This is a genomic window from Pseudomonas sp. UC 17F4 (genome assembly GCF_900101695.1).
Taxonomy (GTDB): Bacteria; Pseudomonadota; Gammaproteobacteria; order Pseudomonadales; family Pseudomonadaceae; genus Aquipseudomonas.
In genome coordinates this window covers 3819796-3835329 of the sequence record NZ_FNKV01000001.1, presented here as the reverse complement: position 1 = coordinate 3835329, position 15534 = coordinate 3819796, and the positions used below count along the sequence as shown (strand labels likewise).

12 protein-coding genes are annotated in these 15534 nt (G+C 65.7%); 11 read left to right on the top strand and 1 reads right to left on the bottom strand.

Annotation, left to right across the window (positions count from 1 at the left end):
• The 4 genes from BLR26_RS17555 to BLR26_RS17540 are packed head-to-tail and all read left to right on the top strand — an operon-like array spanning position 1 to position 6336.
• Complete coding sequence (locus BLR26_RS17555) at positions 1–2091, top strand: acetate--CoA ligase family protein (protein WP_093383225.1); 2091 nt, start codon at positions 1–3, stop codon at positions 2089–2091.
• Between the two features lie 10 nt (positions 2092–2101).
• Positions 2102–3709: a 5-guanidino-2-oxopentanoate decarboxylase gene (locus tag BLR26_RS17550; protein WP_093383222.1), complete on the top strand. Its 1608-nt coding sequence runs from the start codon at positions 2102–2104 to the stop codon at positions 3707–3709.
• Positions 3710–3737: 28 nt separating this feature from the next.
• Positions 3738–4928 carry a pyridoxal phosphate-dependent aminotransferase gene (locus BLR26_RS17545; protein WP_093383219.1) on the top strand — a complete coding sequence of 397 codons (1191 nt, stop codon included), beginning with the start codon at positions 3738–3740 and terminating at the stop codon, positions 4926–4928.
• Positions 4921–6336: an aldehyde dehydrogenase family protein gene (locus BLR26_RS17540; RefSeq protein ID WP_093383216.1), complete on the top strand. Its 1416-nt coding sequence runs from the start codon at positions 4921–4923 to the stop codon at positions 6334–6336. Before BLR26_RS17545 ends, BLR26_RS17540 begins: the two co-directional genes overlap by 8 nt.
• Positions 6337–6350: 14 nt before the next feature.
• Here the strand turns inward: BLR26_RS17540 and BLR26_RS17535 are convergent, their stop codons facing one another.
• Positions 6351–6791: an Rrf2 family transcriptional regulator gene (locus BLR26_RS17535; RefSeq protein WP_093383213.1), complete on the bottom strand. Its 441-nt coding sequence runs from the start codon at positions 6789–6791 to the stop codon at positions 6351–6353.
• A gap of 220 nt (positions 6792–7011) precedes the next feature.
• Between BLR26_RS17535 and BLR26_RS17530 the strand changes: the two genes are divergently transcribed.
• From BLR26_RS17530 to BLR26_RS17500, 7 genes are all read left to right on the top strand, one after another.
• A complete protein-coding gene (locus tag BLR26_RS17530; RefSeq protein WP_093383210.1) occupies positions 7012–8613 on the top strand; it encodes an ABC transporter substrate-binding protein in 1602 nt (533 codons plus the stop codon).
• Between the two features lie 54 nt (positions 8614–8667).
• Complete coding sequence (locus BLR26_RS17525; RefSeq protein ID WP_093383207.1) at positions 8668–9627, top strand: ABC transporter permease; 960 nt, start codon at positions 8668–8670, stop codon at positions 9625–9627.
• A 3-nt stretch (positions 9628–9630) separates the two neighbouring features.
• Positions 9631–10458, top strand: a complete 828-nt coding sequence (locus BLR26_RS17520) for an ABC transporter permease (protein WP_093383204.1) — start codon at positions 9631–9633, stop codon at positions 10456–10458.
• Between the two features lie 2 nt (positions 10459–10460).
• Positions 10461–12107 carry an ABC transporter ATP-binding protein gene (locus BLR26_RS17515; protein WP_093383201.1) on the top strand — a complete coding sequence of 549 codons (1647 nt, stop codon included), beginning with the start codon at positions 10461–10463 and terminating at the stop codon, positions 12105–12107.
• Positions 12108–12116: 9 nt separating this feature from the next.
• Positions 12117–12818, top strand: coding sequence for an NAD(P)H-dependent oxidoreductase (locus BLR26_RS17510; RefSeq protein WP_045198821.1), 702 nt, complete (start codon positions 12117–12119; stop codon positions 12816–12818).
• A 113-nt stretch (positions 12819–12931) separates the two neighbouring features.
• Complete coding sequence (locus tag BLR26_RS17505; protein WP_093383198.1) at positions 12932–14035, top strand: polyamine ABC transporter substrate-binding protein; 1104 nt, start codon at positions 12932–12934, stop codon at positions 14033–14035.
• Positions 14036–14067: 32 nt separating this feature from the next.
• Positions 14068–15486, top strand: coding sequence for an aminotransferase (locus BLR26_RS17500; RefSeq protein WP_093383194.1), 1419 nt, complete (start codon positions 14068–14070; stop codon positions 15484–15486).
• Positions 15487–15534 lie beyond the last annotated feature (48 nt).

The window sequence follows — 15534 nt, the reverse complement described above, 5'->3', positions numbered from 1 at the left end:
ATGTTACGAGACAACCTCAAACGCCTGCTCGCTCCGCGCCACCTGGCCTTCGTCGGCGGGCGCAGCATGGCCCGGGCCTTCAAGCGCTGCGCCGAAGGCGGCTACCCAGGGCAGATGTGGCTGGTCAACCCGCAGCACGACAGCCTCGATGGCGTGCCGTGCGTGCGCAGCGTCGCCGAGTTGCCCTGTGCGCCGGATGCGGTGTTCATCGCCACCAACCGCGAACTGACCCTGACCTGCGTGGCCGAGCTGGCCGCCAAGGGCGCCGGCGGGGCGATTTGCTACGCCTCGGGCTTTGCCGAAACCGGCGCCGAAGGCCTGGCCCTGCAACAGCAACTGCTCAAGGCCGCCGGCGACATGGCGCTGCTGGGCCCCAACTGCTATGGCCTGCTCGACTACCTGCACAGCTCGGCGCTGTGGCCGGTGGCCCATGGCGGCAAGGCGGTGGAGAAGGGCGTGGCGGTGCTGACCCAGAGCGGCAACTTTGCCTACAACCTGTCGATGAGCGACCGCTCGCTGCCGGTGGCCTACATGGCCTCGGTGGGCAACCAGGCGCAGATCGGTATCGCCGAACTGATGGACGCGCTGCTCGATGAGCCGCGGGTGACCGCCATCGGCCTGCACCTGGAAGGCCTGAAGAACGTGCCGGGCTTTGCCCGCGCCGCGCACAAGGCGCTGGAAAAGGGCATCCCGATCATCGCCCTGAAAACCGGGGTGTCGCAGATCGGCGCGCAACTGGCGCTGAGCCACACCAGCTCGCTGTCCGGCTCCGATGCCTTGTACGACAGCCTGTTCGAGCGCCTCGGGGTGATCCGCGTCAGCGGCCCGGTGAGCTTTGTCGAAACCCTCAAGGCCGCCGCCTGCGGCCAGCTGCCCAAGGGCGGCAGGCTGATTGCCCTGGCCTGCTCCGGTGGCGACGCCGGGCTGATCGCCGACTATGCCGAGCGCAACGCGCTGAGCCTGCCGAAGCTGGATGACGGCCAGGTCGGCGAGCTGACCCAGGTGTTGCCAAGCTATGCCAACCTGGTCAACCCGCTGGACTTCACCACGGCGATCTGGGGCGACGCCTGCGCGCTTGAGCGCATGCTCGACAGCGCCCTGCGCACCGAGGCCGATGCCGCCATGCTGGTGCTCGACTACCCGGCCGAGTTCACCGGCGAGCGCAAGGAGTGCGACCTGCTGCTGGAGCTGTACTGCGCGGCGCTCAAACGCCACGGCAAGAGCGGTTTTGTCACCTCGGCCTTGCCCGAGCTGCTGCCGGCCGTTGCCCGCGAGCGCCTGCATGGCCACGGCATTGCCGCGCTGCAGGGCGTCGAGGATGGCCTGGCGGCCTGGGGGCGGATTGCCGCGTACCAGGCCAGGCGTCAGGCGCTGCTTGATCTGGGCGAGTCGGCATTGGCGCCGTTGTGCCCGCAGGCACTGCATGGCGAGGGCGAGCTGCTCACCGAGTGGCAGTCCAAGCAAGCCTTGCAGGCGTTCGGCCTGGCGGTGCCCAAGGGCGTGTTGAGCAGCCCTGAGCAAGCCCTCAAGGATGCTGAAACGGTTGGCTATCCTTTGGTGCTCAAAGCGGTCAGCGCGCAACTGCCGCACAAGACCGAAGCCGGCGCCGTCGCCCTCAACCTGCGTGACCCCCAGGCCCTGGGCGCGGCCCTGGAACAGATGCGTACGCGGATCGCGGCCTATGCACCGGGTGTAGTGTTCGACCAGGTGCTGCTCGAACCCATGGCCAGCGCGCCGCTGGCCGAGCTGATCGTCGGCATCAAGCGCGAGAACGACTTCGGCCTGGCGCTGGTGATAGGCGCGGGCGGCATCCTCGTCGAGTTGCTCAAGGACAGCACCAGCCTGCTGCTGCCGACCACCGACGGCGCCATCCGCAAGGCCGTGCTCGGCCTGCGCAGCGCCGCCTTGCTCCAGGGCTTTCGCGGCCGTGAAGCGGCCGACCTCGAGGCGCTGGTGGCGGCGATTCGTGCGGTGGCCGACTACGCCTGCGAAAACGCTGCGCAATTGCTCGAACTGGATGTCAACCCATTAATGGTCGGTGCCCAGGGCACCACCGCGGTCGATGCGTTGATTCGCCTCGGCCAGGTGTAAGGAGATGAACATGCACAACAGCCCATTGACCGGTGGCCAGGCCCTGGTGCGCCTGTTGGCCAACTACGGCGTCGATACCGTGTTCGGCATTCCCGGGGTGCACACCCTGGAGCTCTACCGCGGCCTGCCCGGCAGCGGTATCCGCCACGTGCTGACCCGCCATGAGCAGGGCGCGGGTTTCATGGCCGACGGTTATGCGCGAGTCAGCGGCAAGCCGGGGGTGTGTTTCGTCATCACCGGCCCCGGGGTTACCAACTCCGCCACCGCCATCGGCCAGGCCTACGCCGATTCGATTCCGATGCTGGTGATTTCCAGCGTCAACCATACCGCGAGCCTCGGCAAAGGCTGGGGCTGCCTGCACGAAACCCAGGACCAGCGCGCCATGACCGCGCCGATCACAGCGTTTTCCGCCGTGGCCCTGAGCGCCGAGGACCTGCCCGAGCTGATCGCCCGTGCTTACGCGGTGTTCGACAGCGAACGCCCACGCCCGGTGCATATTTCGGTGCCGCTGGATGTGCTGGCCGCACCGGTCGCCCGCGACTGGAGCAATGAAGTGGTGCGCCGCCCGGGCCGGGGCGTGCCGGCCAGCAGCGCGCTGGATCAGGCCGCAGGCAAATTGGCCGGCGGCAAACGGCCGATGATCATCGCCGGTGGCGGTGCCCTGGCCGCGGCCCAGGAGCTGCAACAACTGAGCACCCGCCTGGCCGCGCCGCTGTTCACCAGCGTTGCCGGCAAAGGCCTGCTGCCACCCGATGCGCCGCTCAATGCCGGCTCAGCGTTGTGCGTGGAGCCAGGCTGGCAACTGATCGCCGAGGCCGATGTGATCCTTGCGGTCGGCACCGAAATGGCCGACACCGACTTCTGGCGTGAACGGTTGCAACTCAATGGTGAATTGCTGCGGGTGGATATCGATCCGCGCAAGTTCAACGACTTCTACCCCTGTGCGGTGGCCTTGCAGGGCGATGCCCGGCAGACCGTCGCGGCGTTGCTCGAACGTTTGCCGCCAGCACCGCGCGATGCCGCTGTCGCCAGTGCTGCGGTCGCCAGCCTGCGCCAGGCGGTCAAGGCCAGCCATGGCCCGCTGCAGGCAATCCACCAGGCAATCCTGGACCGGGTTGCCGCCGAGCTTCCGGCCAACGCCTTTATCAGCACCGACATGACCCAGCTGGCCTACACCGGCAACTATGTCTATGCCAGCCGCGCGCCCCGTAGCTGGCTGCACCCCACCGGCTACGGCACCCTCGGTTACGGCTTGCCTGCCGGTATCGGCGCCATGTTCGCCACGGATGACCGCCCGGGCCTGGTGCTGGTCGGTGATGGCGGGTTCCTCTACACCGCCCAGGAACTGGCCACTGCGGTCGAAGAACTGGAGCGCCCGCTGGTGGTCCTGCTGTGGAACAACGATGCCCTGGGGCAGATTCGCGACGACATGCTCGGCCTGGATATCGAGCCGATCGGCGTGCTGCCGCGCAACCCGGACTTCATCGGCCTGGCCCGGGCCTTTGGCTGCAACGTGGCGCAGCCACACAGCCTGGATGACCTGCAACGGGAACTGCGCAGCGGCTTTGCCCGCAATGGCGTGACCCTGATCGAGCTCAAGCACGCCTGCGCGCGCTGAGCCTACACCGTATTTTTGGGAGACTGCCATGCGTTTTTCCGCTCTGACCCAACGTATCGCCGGTGACGGCGCCGCTGCCTGGGAGATTCACTACCGCGCCCTTGAGCTGCTGGAAAAAGGCCAGGACGTGTTGCTGCTGTCGGTCGGCGACCCGGATTTCGACACCCCGGCGCCGATCGTTGAGGCCGCCATCGACAGCCTGCGCAGCGGCCACACCCATTACTCCGATGTGCGCGGCAAACTGGCCCTGCGCCAGGCCATTGCCCGCCGCCATCAGCAACGCAGCGGCCAGCAGACCGGCGCCGATCAGGTAACCGTGCTGGCCGGCGCTCAGTGCGCGCTGTTCTGCGTGGCCCAGTGCCTGCTCAACCCCGGTGATGAGGTGATCGTCGCCGAGCCGATGTACGTTACTTACGAAGCGGTGTTCGGCGCCTGTGGCGCCACGGTGATCCCGGTGCCGGTGCGCCCGGAGAACGGTTTTCGGGTCCAGGCTGAAGATGTCGCCGCGCGCATCACCCCCAAGACCCGCGCCCTGGCTCTCAACAGCCCGCACAACCCCTCCGGCGCCAGCCTGCCGCGCAGCACCTGCGAGGCCCTGGCCGAATTGTGCATTGCCCATGACCTGTGGCTGATTTCCGATGAGGTCTACAGCGAGCTGCTGTACGACGGCGAGCACATCAGCCCCGGCAGCCTGCCGGGCATGGCCGAGCGCACCGCAACCTTGAACAGCTTGTCCAAGTCCCATGCCATGACCGGCTGGCGGGTGGGCTGGGTGGTCGGCTCGCAGGCTTTGGCCACGCACCTGGAAAACCTCGCACTGTGCATGCTCTACGGCTCGCCGGACTTCATCCAGGACGCCGCCGTGGTGGCCCTGGAGCAACAACTGCCGGAGCTTGCGGCCATGCGCGAAGCCTACCGCCAGCGCCGTGACCTGGTCTGCGAGTGCCTGGCCGATTGCCCGGGCTTGCGTGCGCTCAAGCCCGATGGCGGCATGTTCGTGATGGTCGATATCCGCGAAACCGGCCTTAGCGCCCAGGCGTTCTCCTATCGCCTGCTCGATCACCATGGCGTCTCGGTACTTGCCGGCGAAGCCTTCGGCCCCAGCGCCGCCGGGCATATCCGCCTGGGCCTGGTGCTCGGCGCCGAACCGCTGCGCGAGGCTTGCCAGCGTATTGCCCGCTGCGCCGCCGAACTGATGGAGGGCAAGGCTCATGGCTGACTATTCGCGGCTGTTTATCGATGGCAGCTGGCAACTGCCGTCGGGGCAGGGCCTGGCCGAGGTGATCAACCCGGCCACCGAAGCCGTGGCCGGCAGGGTGCCGCTGGGCGACGAGCACGACGTCAACCGCGCGGTGGCAGCTGCGCGCCATGCCTTTGGCAGTTGGTCGCAAACCCCGTCCAGCGTGCGCGCAGGTTTCATCCGCGCCCTGGCCGAGCAGCTCAAGGCCCGCGCCGATGAGATGGCCGCCGTGATCACCAGCGAGCTGGGCATGCCGGTGCAATGGTGCCGGGCGGTGCAGGTCGACGGGCCGATTGTCGGCCTTGAGCAGTACATCGAACTGGCCGGGCTGATGGATGAGGTGCGCGAGGTCGGCAACTCGCTGGTGGTGCGCGAGGCCGTCGGTGTGTGCGCCTTCATCAACCCCTGGAACTACCCGCTGCACCAGTTGATCGGCAAGCTCGCCCCGGCCCTGGCCGCCGGTTGCACGGTGGTGCTCAAGCCGAGCCAGGAAACCCCGCTGCATGCCTTTTTGCTGGCCGAGATGATCGATGCCATCGGCTTGCCGGCCGGGGTCTTCAACCTGGTCAGCGGCCCCGGCGCCAAGGTCGGCGAGGCGCTGGCCCGCCACCCGCAAGTCGACATGGTGTCGTTCACCGGCTCTACCGGCGCCGGTGTGCGCGTGGCCCAGGCGGCGGCGCCGTCGGTCAAGCGCGTGTGCCTGGAACTGGGCGGCAAGTCGCCGTTGTTGATCACCGCCGACGCCGACCTGGAAGCCGCGGTGCGCTATGGCGTGCAGGACGTAATGATCAATTCCGGGCAGACCTGCACGGCACTGACGCGCATGCTGTTGCCGGCCAGCCGTTATGAAGAGGCCCTGGCAATCGCCGTGGATGAAACCCGCAGCCTGGTCATGGGCGACCCGCAAGACCCCGGCAGCTTCCTCGGCCCGATGTGTTCGGCAGCGCAGCGGCGCACCGTGCTGGACTACATCCGCATCGGCCAGGAGGAGGGCGCACGGCTGTTGTGTGGCGGCGACACGGCGCCAGGTTTCGAGCGTGGCTTCTACGTGGCGCCAACGCTGTTCGCTGACGTCGACAACCGCATGCGTATCGCCCAGGAAGAGATCTTCGGCCCGGTGCTGTGCCTGATCCCCTATGCCGATGAGGCGCAAGCGCTGGCCATCGCCAATGACTCGCCCTTTGGTTTGTCCAGCGCAGTGTGGGCGGCCGACCGCGAGCGGGCCCTGCAACTGGGCCGGCAACTGCGCGCCGGGCAGTGCTTCATCAATGGTGCGGCGTTCAACTACCAGGCGCCGTTCGGCGGCTACAAGACCTCGGGCAATGGCCGCGAATGGGGCGAGGAGGGCCTGGCCGAGTTCGTCGAGACCAAGGCCATTCAGCTCTGAAGTGTCGGGCAGGCTCAGGCCTGCCCGATGTTGTCCTGCGGCTTGTCGAAGGCGACGAACAACTGGTCGGCGGTGATGGCCCCCAGGTCCAGACGCATGTTGGCTTCGAGCATGGCGAACAGGCGGGTGAACACCTCGAACACTTTGCAATGATCTTCCATGCCGGAAAACGGGTTGTCGATTTTCTCGGCGATCAGCGAGCTCTCCTGCACCGCGTCATAGACCTCGCGCAGGGTGATCTCGCTGGCCGGGCGGGCCAGGGTCAGGCCGCCATGGGCGCCACGCCAGGACTTGAGGATATTGGCCTTGACCATCAGCGAGACCAGGCTGCGCACCCGCGTGGGGTGGGTCTTGACCCACTTGGCGATGGTCTCGGTGCGCAGCTTTTGCGGCGCATTGGCGGCCACGAACGAGAGGATGTACGAGGCGGTGATCAGGCGGGTCGACTGGCTCATCTGGCGAAGTCCCTTGTTTGTGGGAGCGGGCTTGCCCCGCGAATCGATGTGACTGAAAAAAACCTATCGCGGGGCAAGCCCGCTCCTACAGAGGAAGGGGATTGGCAGCGACGTGTTTTTGAGTTTAATGTATTTGTCACGATGACAATTACAAATATTTGCATCGATGCGTGCGAGGTTGGCTGAATCCTTTTCTCTGCAGTTCTACAGGGGCAATGCCATGAGCGATAACAACAACAAGATTACTCAAGCGATGCACGACAGCGGCCTGCCGCGTCGGGATTTTCTCAAGTACAGCGCCGCTGCGGCGGCCGTGGCCGGGGCGTTTTCCCTGGGTTTGCCGCTGCACGGCCGGGCCGAGGAGGCCACCCCGAAAGCCGGTGGCGTACTGCGCATGGGCCTGGCCGGTGGCAGCACCACCGACTCCCGCGACCCGGGCTCATGGAGCGACACCTTCACCTTTGTCGGTTTCTCTGCGGTCTACAACACCTTGAGCGAAATCAGCGTCGACGGCACAGCGATTCCCGAGCTTGCCGAGCGCTGGGAGTCCAGCCCCGACGCGCGTGTCTGGACCTTCACCCTGCGCCAGGGCGTGACCTTCCATAACGGCAAGACCCTCGATGCCGGCGACGTGGTCGCCTCGATCCAGCACCACCTGGGCGACAAGTCCACCTCGGCGGCCAAGACCGTGCTCGGCGATGTCGCCAAGGTCAGCGCCCAGGGCACCGACACCGTGGTGTTCGAGCTGCACTCGGGCAATGCCGACTTCGCCTACGTGGTGGCCGACTATCATCTGGTGATCATGCCGGCCAAGGACGGCGCCGCCGACTGGCAGGCCGGGGTCGGCACCGGCGGCTATCGCCTCAAGGGCTTCGAGCCCGGCGTACGCATGGACCTTGAACGCAGCCCGGATTACTGGAAAGCCGGCCGCGCGCATTTCGCCAGCGCCGAACTGCTGGCCATCGCCGATGGCGCGGCGCGGGTCAACGCCCTGGTCACAGGGCAAGTCGATGTGATCAACAAAGTCGACCTGAAGACCGTCGCTCTGCTCAAGCGTAATCCCAACCTGGTCATCGAAGAGACCAAGGGCGCCCAGCACTACACCTTCCCGATGCTCACCGACAGCCAGCAGTTCCAGGACAACAACATCCGCCTGGCGCTCAAGCATGCGATCAACCGTGAAACCCTGCTGGCCTCGGTGCTCTACGGCTACGGCCAGATCGGCAACGATCACCCGATCCAGCCCGGCAGCCGCTTCATCAATAGCGCCCTGGAGCAGCGCGGCTATGACCCGGACAAGGCGCGGTTCTATCTGCGCCAGGCCGGGGTCGATTCGCTCAAGGTGCGCCTGCAGGCCTCCGACGCCGCCTACACCGGCGCGGTCGACGCCTCGGTGCTGTTCAAGGAACAGGCGCGCCAGGCTGGCATCGACATCGACGTGGTGCGCGAACCTGCCGACGGCTTTTTCTCCAATGTGTGGATGAAGCAGCCGTTCACCACCTCGTTCTGGTACAGCAGCCTGACCGCCGACCGGATGTTCAGCATCGGCTACGCCAAGGGCGCGGCCTGGAACGAGACGCACTGGGACAACGCCCGCTTCAACCAGTTGCTCAACGCCGCCCGCGGCGAGATGAACGCGCCGCTGCGCCAGGAGATGTACAACGAAATGCAGGCCCTGTGCCGCGACGAGGGCGGGGCGATCGTGCCGCTCTTCGCAAACTCCGTGGCCGCGCGCTCCAAACGGGTGGCCCACGGTGGGCTGACCGCACCTTACGGCGAGCTCGACGGCCTGCGGCTGATCGAGCGCTGGTGGCAGGCGTAAGCCCGACACGTTGCTTGCACCTTCTTTCGTTGAGCCTGTTCGAGGAGCTGTACGGTGAATAGTCTTTGCAAACTGCTGCTCCAGCGCCTGGCCCTGGGCCTGCTGGCGCTGTTGGCGGTATCGGTGATCATCTTCCTGGCCGTTGGCATGCTCCCGGGCGACGTCGCCCAAGCCATGCTCGGCCAGGCGGCAACCCCCGAGACCGTCGCCGCCTTTCGCGCCCAACTGGGCCTGGACCTGCCGCCGCTGACCCGCTTCGGCCACTGGGCCTGGCAACTGCTGCACGGTGACCTTGGCCTGTCGCTGGCCAACCAGCGGCCGATTGCCGAGCTGATCGGCACGCGCCTGGGCAACACCTTTACCCTGGCCTTGCTGGCGGCGCTGGTGTCGGTGCCGGTGGCTTTGCTGCTGGGCATGCTCGCGGCGCTGTACCGCAACAGCTGGTTCGACCGGCTGCTCAACACCAGCGCCCTGAGTGCGGTGTCGTTCCCGGAGTTTTTCGTCGCCTACATCCTGATCCTGGTGTTCGCGGTCAAGCTCAACTGGTTGCCGAGCATCTCCAACCTGGCCCCGGGTGCGTCCTTCGCCGAGGTGCTGGAGCGGTCGCTGCTGCCGGTGCTGACCCTGAGCCTGGTGGTGATCGCACAGATGATGCGCATGACCCGCGCGGCCTTGATCAACCTGCTGGCCAGCCCGTATATCGAGATGGCCCGGCTCAAGGGCATCAGCCAGGCGCGGATCATCTTCCACCACGCCTTGCCCAATGCCCTGGCACCGATCATCAACGTGGTGGCGCTGAACCTGGCCTACCTGGTGGTTGGCGTGGTGGTGGTCGAGGTGGTGTTCGTCTACCCGGGGCTCGGCCAGTTGCTGGTCGATTCGGTGTCCAAGCGCGACATCCCGGTGGTGCAGGCCTGCAGCCTGATCTTCGCCGCCACCTACATTCTGCTCAATACCACGGCCGACGTGCTGTCGATTGCCAGCAACCCACGCCTGATGCATCCGAAGGGGTAAGCCATGAGCCTGATCAAAGCGTTGTTGCGGGCGCCGTTGAGCGCCCAGTTCGGCCTGTTGGTGATTGTTGCCTACATTCTGGTGGCGTTGTTCGCGCCGGTGCTGGCGCCGTTTGGCGAGACCGAAGTGGTTGGCGAGGGCTTCGCACCCTGGGGCGGGCAGTTCCTGCTGGGCACCGATAACCTTGGCCGCGACATGTTCAGCCGCCTGGTGTATGGCGCGCGCAACACCCTGGGGATCGCCTTCCTGACCACCTTGCTGGCCTTTGCCGTCGGCGGTTTCTGCGGCCTGGTGGCGGCGATCAGGGGCGGCTGGATCGACCAGGGCCTGTCGCGCCTGGTGGATATCCTCATGGCCATCCCGCAGCTGATCTTCGCCTTGCTGATCCTCAGCGTGGTTGGCACCAATGCCACCTCGCTGGTGCTGGTGATCGCGCTGCTCGATGCTACCCGGGTGTTTCGCCTGTCGCGGGCGGTGGCGATGACCGTGGTCGTCCAGGACTTCGTCGAGGCCGCCCGGCTTCGTGGCGAGGGGCTGTGGTGGCTGGTCAGCCGCGAGGTGCTGCCCAATGCCGCTGCGCCGCTGATTGCCGAGTTCGGCCTGCGCTTTTGCTTTGTGTTTTTGTTCATCAGTGCGCTGTCGTTCCTGGGCCTGGGCATCCAGCCGCCAACCGCCGACTGGGGCAGCATGGTCCGCGACAACGCCGTGCTGATTACTTTCGGCGATATCAGCCCGTTGCTGCCGGCCCTGGCGGTGGCGCTGATCACCGTCAGCGTCAACTTTGTCGTGGACTGGGTGCTGCATCAATCCAGTGGCCTGAAGGAGTGCTGAGCATGAGCGTACATTCAACTGACAAGCCGCTGCTGGACATCCGCGACCTGCGCATCGAAGGCCATTACCAGGACACCTGGCACCCACTGATCAAGGGCATCGACCTAAGCCTGCAACGCGGCGAAGTACTGGGTCTGATTGGTGAATCGGGGGCGGGCAAGTCGACCCTGGGGCTGGCCGCCATGGGCTATGTGCGCGACGGTTGCCGCATCACCGGTGGCTCGGTGCGCTTCGACGGCCGGGAGCTGGTCGGCGCCAAGCCCGAAGCCCTGCGCAAGTTGCGCGGCCTGCGTATCGCCTATGTTGCGCAAAGCGCGGCGGCCTCGTTCAACCCGGCACACCGGCTGATCGACCAGCATGTCGAGACCGCGGTGAAGAACGGCGGTATCGACCGTGCCAAGGCGCAAGCCGAAGCGGTCGAGCTGTACCGCGTGCTGCGCCTGCCCAACCCCGAACAGATCGGCCAGCGTTACCCCCACCAGGTCTCCGGCGGCCAGTTGCAACGGGTCATGACCGCCATGGCCATGGCCTGCCACCCGGACTTGATCATATTCGACGAACCAACCACGGCGCTGGACGTCACCACCCAGATCGAAGTGCTGGCGGCGATTCGCGAGGCGCTGAAAACCTACGACAGCGCCGCCCTGTACATCAGCCACGACCTGGCGGTGGTGGCGCAGATGGCCGACCGCATCATGGTCCTGCGCCACGGCAAGCTGGTGGAAGAGGCCGACACCCGGACCATGCTCGACACCCCTCAGCAGGATTACACCAAGTCGCTGTGGGCGGTACGCAGCTTTCGTACCGAACCCAAGCCGTACCCGGCGCAGGCGACGCCGCTGCTGGAGGTGCGCAAGGCCAGTGCCAGTTATGGCCACCAGCCGGTGCTGCATGAGGTCTCGCTCACGCTCCATCGCGGCCAGACCCTGGCGGTGATCGGTGAGTCGGGCAGCGGCAAGAGCTCAACCGCGCGGCTGATCACCGGCCTGTTGCCGCCGACTTCAGGCCAGGTGTTGTATGACGGTGAAGCGCTGCCGGCCGATTATCGCCAGCGCAGCAAAGAGCAACTGCGCCGGGTGCAGATGATCTACCAGATCCCCGACACCGCCCTCAACCCGCGCCAGCGCATCGTCGACATCATCGGCCGGCCGCTGAGCTTCTACCTCGGCCTCAAAGGCCAGGCCCTGCGCCAGCGGGTCGCCGAACTGCTGGAGATGATCGAGCTCGACCCGGCGCGCTACATGGACCGCCAGCCCCGCGAGCTGTCCGGCGGGCAGAAGCAGCGCATCTGCATCGCTCGGGCGCTGGCGGCCGAGCCGCAGCTGATCATCTGCGACGAAGTTACCTCGGCCCTCGACCAACTGGTGGCCGAAGGCGTTCTGAAGCTGCTCACCCGCATCCAGCAGCAACTGGGCGTGGCTTATCTGTTCATCACCCACGACGTCGCCACCGTGCGCGCCATCGCCGACGAGGTGCTGGTGATGCAGCGCGGGCAGGTGGTCGATCACGGCAGCCGCGAGGCGATCTTTACCCCACCGCACCGCGACTACACCGGCTTGTTGTTCTCCAGCGAGCCGGAAATGGACCCGGACTGGCTCGACCGCCTGCTGGCCAAGCGGGCGCTGATTTCCCCTGTGCAAACCGTTTAAGGACCCCTCATGAATGTACTGATCGTTCACGCTCACCCCGAGCCGCAATCCTTCACTGCCGCCCTGCGCGACCAGGCCGTTGCAACCTTCACCGCCCAGGGTCACCAGGTGCAGGTCAGCGACCTGTATGCGATGAACTGGAACCCGGTGGCCAGCGCCGCTGACTTCGTCAGCCGCGAGAACCCCGATTACCTGGTGTATGCCCTGGAGCAGCGCCTGGGAGTCAAAAGTCAGTCGATTGCCGCCGACATCCAGCAGGAGCTCGACAAGCTGCTGTGGGCGGACCTTGTGGTGCTGAACTTCCCGATCTTCTGGTTCTCGGCACCGGCCATGCTCAAGGGCTGGATCGACCGCGTGCTGGTGTCCGGGGTGTGCTACGGCGGCAAGCGCTTTTATGACCAGGGCGGGCTGGCGGGCAAGAAGGCGCTGGTCACCGTGACCCTCGGCGGGCGCGAGCACATGTTCGGCGAAGGGGCGATTCACGGGCCGCTGGAGGACATGCTGCGACCGATCCTGCGCGGCACCCTGGCCTACGTCGGCTTCGAGGTGCTGGAGCCGTTTGTGGCCTGGCACGTGCCGTATATCAGCGACGAGGCGCGCAAGGACTTTTTGCGCAGCTATCAGCAGCGCCTGGAGCATCTGTCCGATGACCAGCCGCTGGTGTTTCCGCGCCTGGCGCAGTTTGATGAGGCGTTGTATCCGTTGGCTTGACCCGCGATAAAAACGACACCTACCCATTCGGGGTATGGTCGCCATCACCGGCTCCCGCGATAGTAACTCCGTCGGCTCACACCGAGCAGATCTGGTGACACGACGGAGTGGCTATGCGAAAGACACTGAAGGTGATTTCCAGTCTGTTGCTCGCGCCCCTGGCAGCGGCGGCCCTTGCCGCCGACGACGGGGCGGGCAACACACTCAGGCTGTACAACTGGACGGACTACATCGGCGAAACGACCCTCGCCGACTTTGAACAAGCCACCGGCATCAAGGTCATCTACGACACCTTCGACGGCTACGAAACGGTGCAGACCAAACTGCTGACCGGGCGCTCGGGCTACGACCTGGTGGTGCTCAACGCCTCCCTGGTGCCGCCGCTGATCAAGGCCCGGGTATTCCAGCCGCTGGACAAAAAGCAGCTGCCCAGCTGGAACAACCTCGACCCGCAGGTGCTCAGCACCCTGCAAGGCTACGACCCGGGCCTTGCGTATTCGGCGCCCTACACCTGGGGCAGCTCGGGGGTGACCTACAACGTCGACAAGATCAAGGCACGCATGCCCGATGCGCCCATCGGCTCGCTGGCCATGCTGTTCGACCCGAAGATCGTCTCGCGCTTCGCCGACTGCGGCGTGACCTTGATGGATGCACCCAGCGAAGTCATCCCGCTGGCCCTCAAGTACCTGGGGCGCGACCCCAACAGCGCCAGCGCCGATGACCTCAAGGCGGCCCAGCAGTTGCTGCTCGGCGTGCGGCCGTTCATCAACAAATTCGACTCGGTCAACTACCTGACCAGCCTGCCCAACGGTGATACCTGCCTGGCATTGACCTGGTCCGGCGACTACGCCACCGCCCAGGCGCGGGCCGAGGAGGCGAAGAAGAACATCAAGCTGTCGTTCTTCATCCCGGAGGAAGGCTCGCTGATCTGGTTCGACAACCTTTACCTGCCCAGCGACGCGCCGCACCCGGCCAACGCCCACCGTTTCATCGAATTCCTCCTGCAGCCGCAGAACATCGCCAAGGTCAGCAACTACATCCACTACGCCAACAGCAACGCCGCTGCCACGCCCTGGGTGCAGGCCGAGATTCGCGACGACCCGGCGATCTACCCGGACGCCGCCACCCGCCAGCGCCTGTTCGCGCAGAAAACCCAGAGCGGCAAGGACATGCGCGCCATCACCCGGGTCTGGAGCACGGTCAAGACCGGTAGCTGACATTTCAATTTCCCTTCGCCAAGGACACTGCCATGGCCACGCCAAACCAAGCCTTGCCAACAAATGCTGCCAACGATGCCCTGGTGGCCGCCGACAAAGCCCACTACATGCACGGATACCACGTGTTCGACGAGCATGCCGAGCAAGGCGCGCTGAACATCGTCGAAGGCGAGGGCGCCTATATCTACGACACCGAGGGCAACCGCTTTCTCGACGCTGTCGGCGGCATGTGGTGCACCAACATCGGCCTGGGCCGCGAAGAGATGGCCCTGGCCATCGCCGACCAGGTGCGTCAGCTGGCCTATTCCAACCCGTTTTCGGACATGGCCAACAACGTCGCCATCGAGCTTTGCGCAAAACTGGCCAGCCTGGCCCCGGGCGATCTCGATCACGTGTTCCTCACCACCGGTGGCTCGACCGCGGTCGATACCGCCTACCGGCTGATCCAGTACTACCAGAACTGCCGTGGCAAGCCGGATAAAAAGCACGTGATCGCCCGCTACAACGCCTACCACGGCTCGACCTGCCTGACCATGTCGATCGGCAACAAGGCCGCCGACCGCGTGCCCGAGTTCGACTATGCCAACGAGCTGATCCACCACGTCTCCAACCCCAACCCCTACCGGGCGCCGGATGACATGGACGAAGCAGAGTTTCTCGACTTTCTGGTGGCCGAGTTCGAAGACAAGATCCTCTCGCTCGGCGCCGACAACGTCGCGGCGTTCTTTGCCGAGCCGATCATGGGCTCGGGCGGGGTGATCATCCCGCCCAAGGACTACTTCCTGCGCATGTGGCAGGTGTGCCAGACCTACGACATCCTCTTCGTGGCCGACGAGGTGGTGACTTCATTTGGCCGCCTGGGCAAATTCTTCGCCAGCGAGGCGCTGTTCGGCGTGCAGCCGGACATCATCACCACCGCCAAGGGCCTGACTTCGGCGTACCTGCCGCTGGGCGCGTGCATCTTCTCGGCGCGCATCTGGAAGGTCATCGCCGAGCCGGGCAAGGGCCGCTGCTTCACCCATGGCTTTACCTACAGCGGCCATCCGGTGTGCTGCACGGCGGCGCTGAAGAACATCGAAATCATCGAGCGCGAGCAGCTTCTGGCCCATGTCGATGAGGTGGGTGGTTATCTGGAACAGCGCCTGCAGAGCCTGGCCGGGCTGCCGCTGGTCGGCGAGGTGCGCTGCATGAAGCTGATGGCCTGCGTCGAGTTCGTCGCCGACAAGCGCAGCAAGGCGCTGTTTGCCGATGAAGTGAACATCGGCGAGCGCATCCACCGCCGGGCCCAGGCCAAAGGCTTGCTGGTGCGGCCGATCATGCACCTGAACGTGATGTCGCCGCCGCTGATCATCACCCGCGCGCAGGTCGACGAGATCGTTGAAACCCTGCGCCAGTGCATCATCGAAACCGCTGAAGAACTGCGCCGCGAAGGGTTGTACGCGGGTGCATGACAAGCCCTTGCGGGAGCCGGCCTTGCCGGCGATGGGCTGCATCGCAGC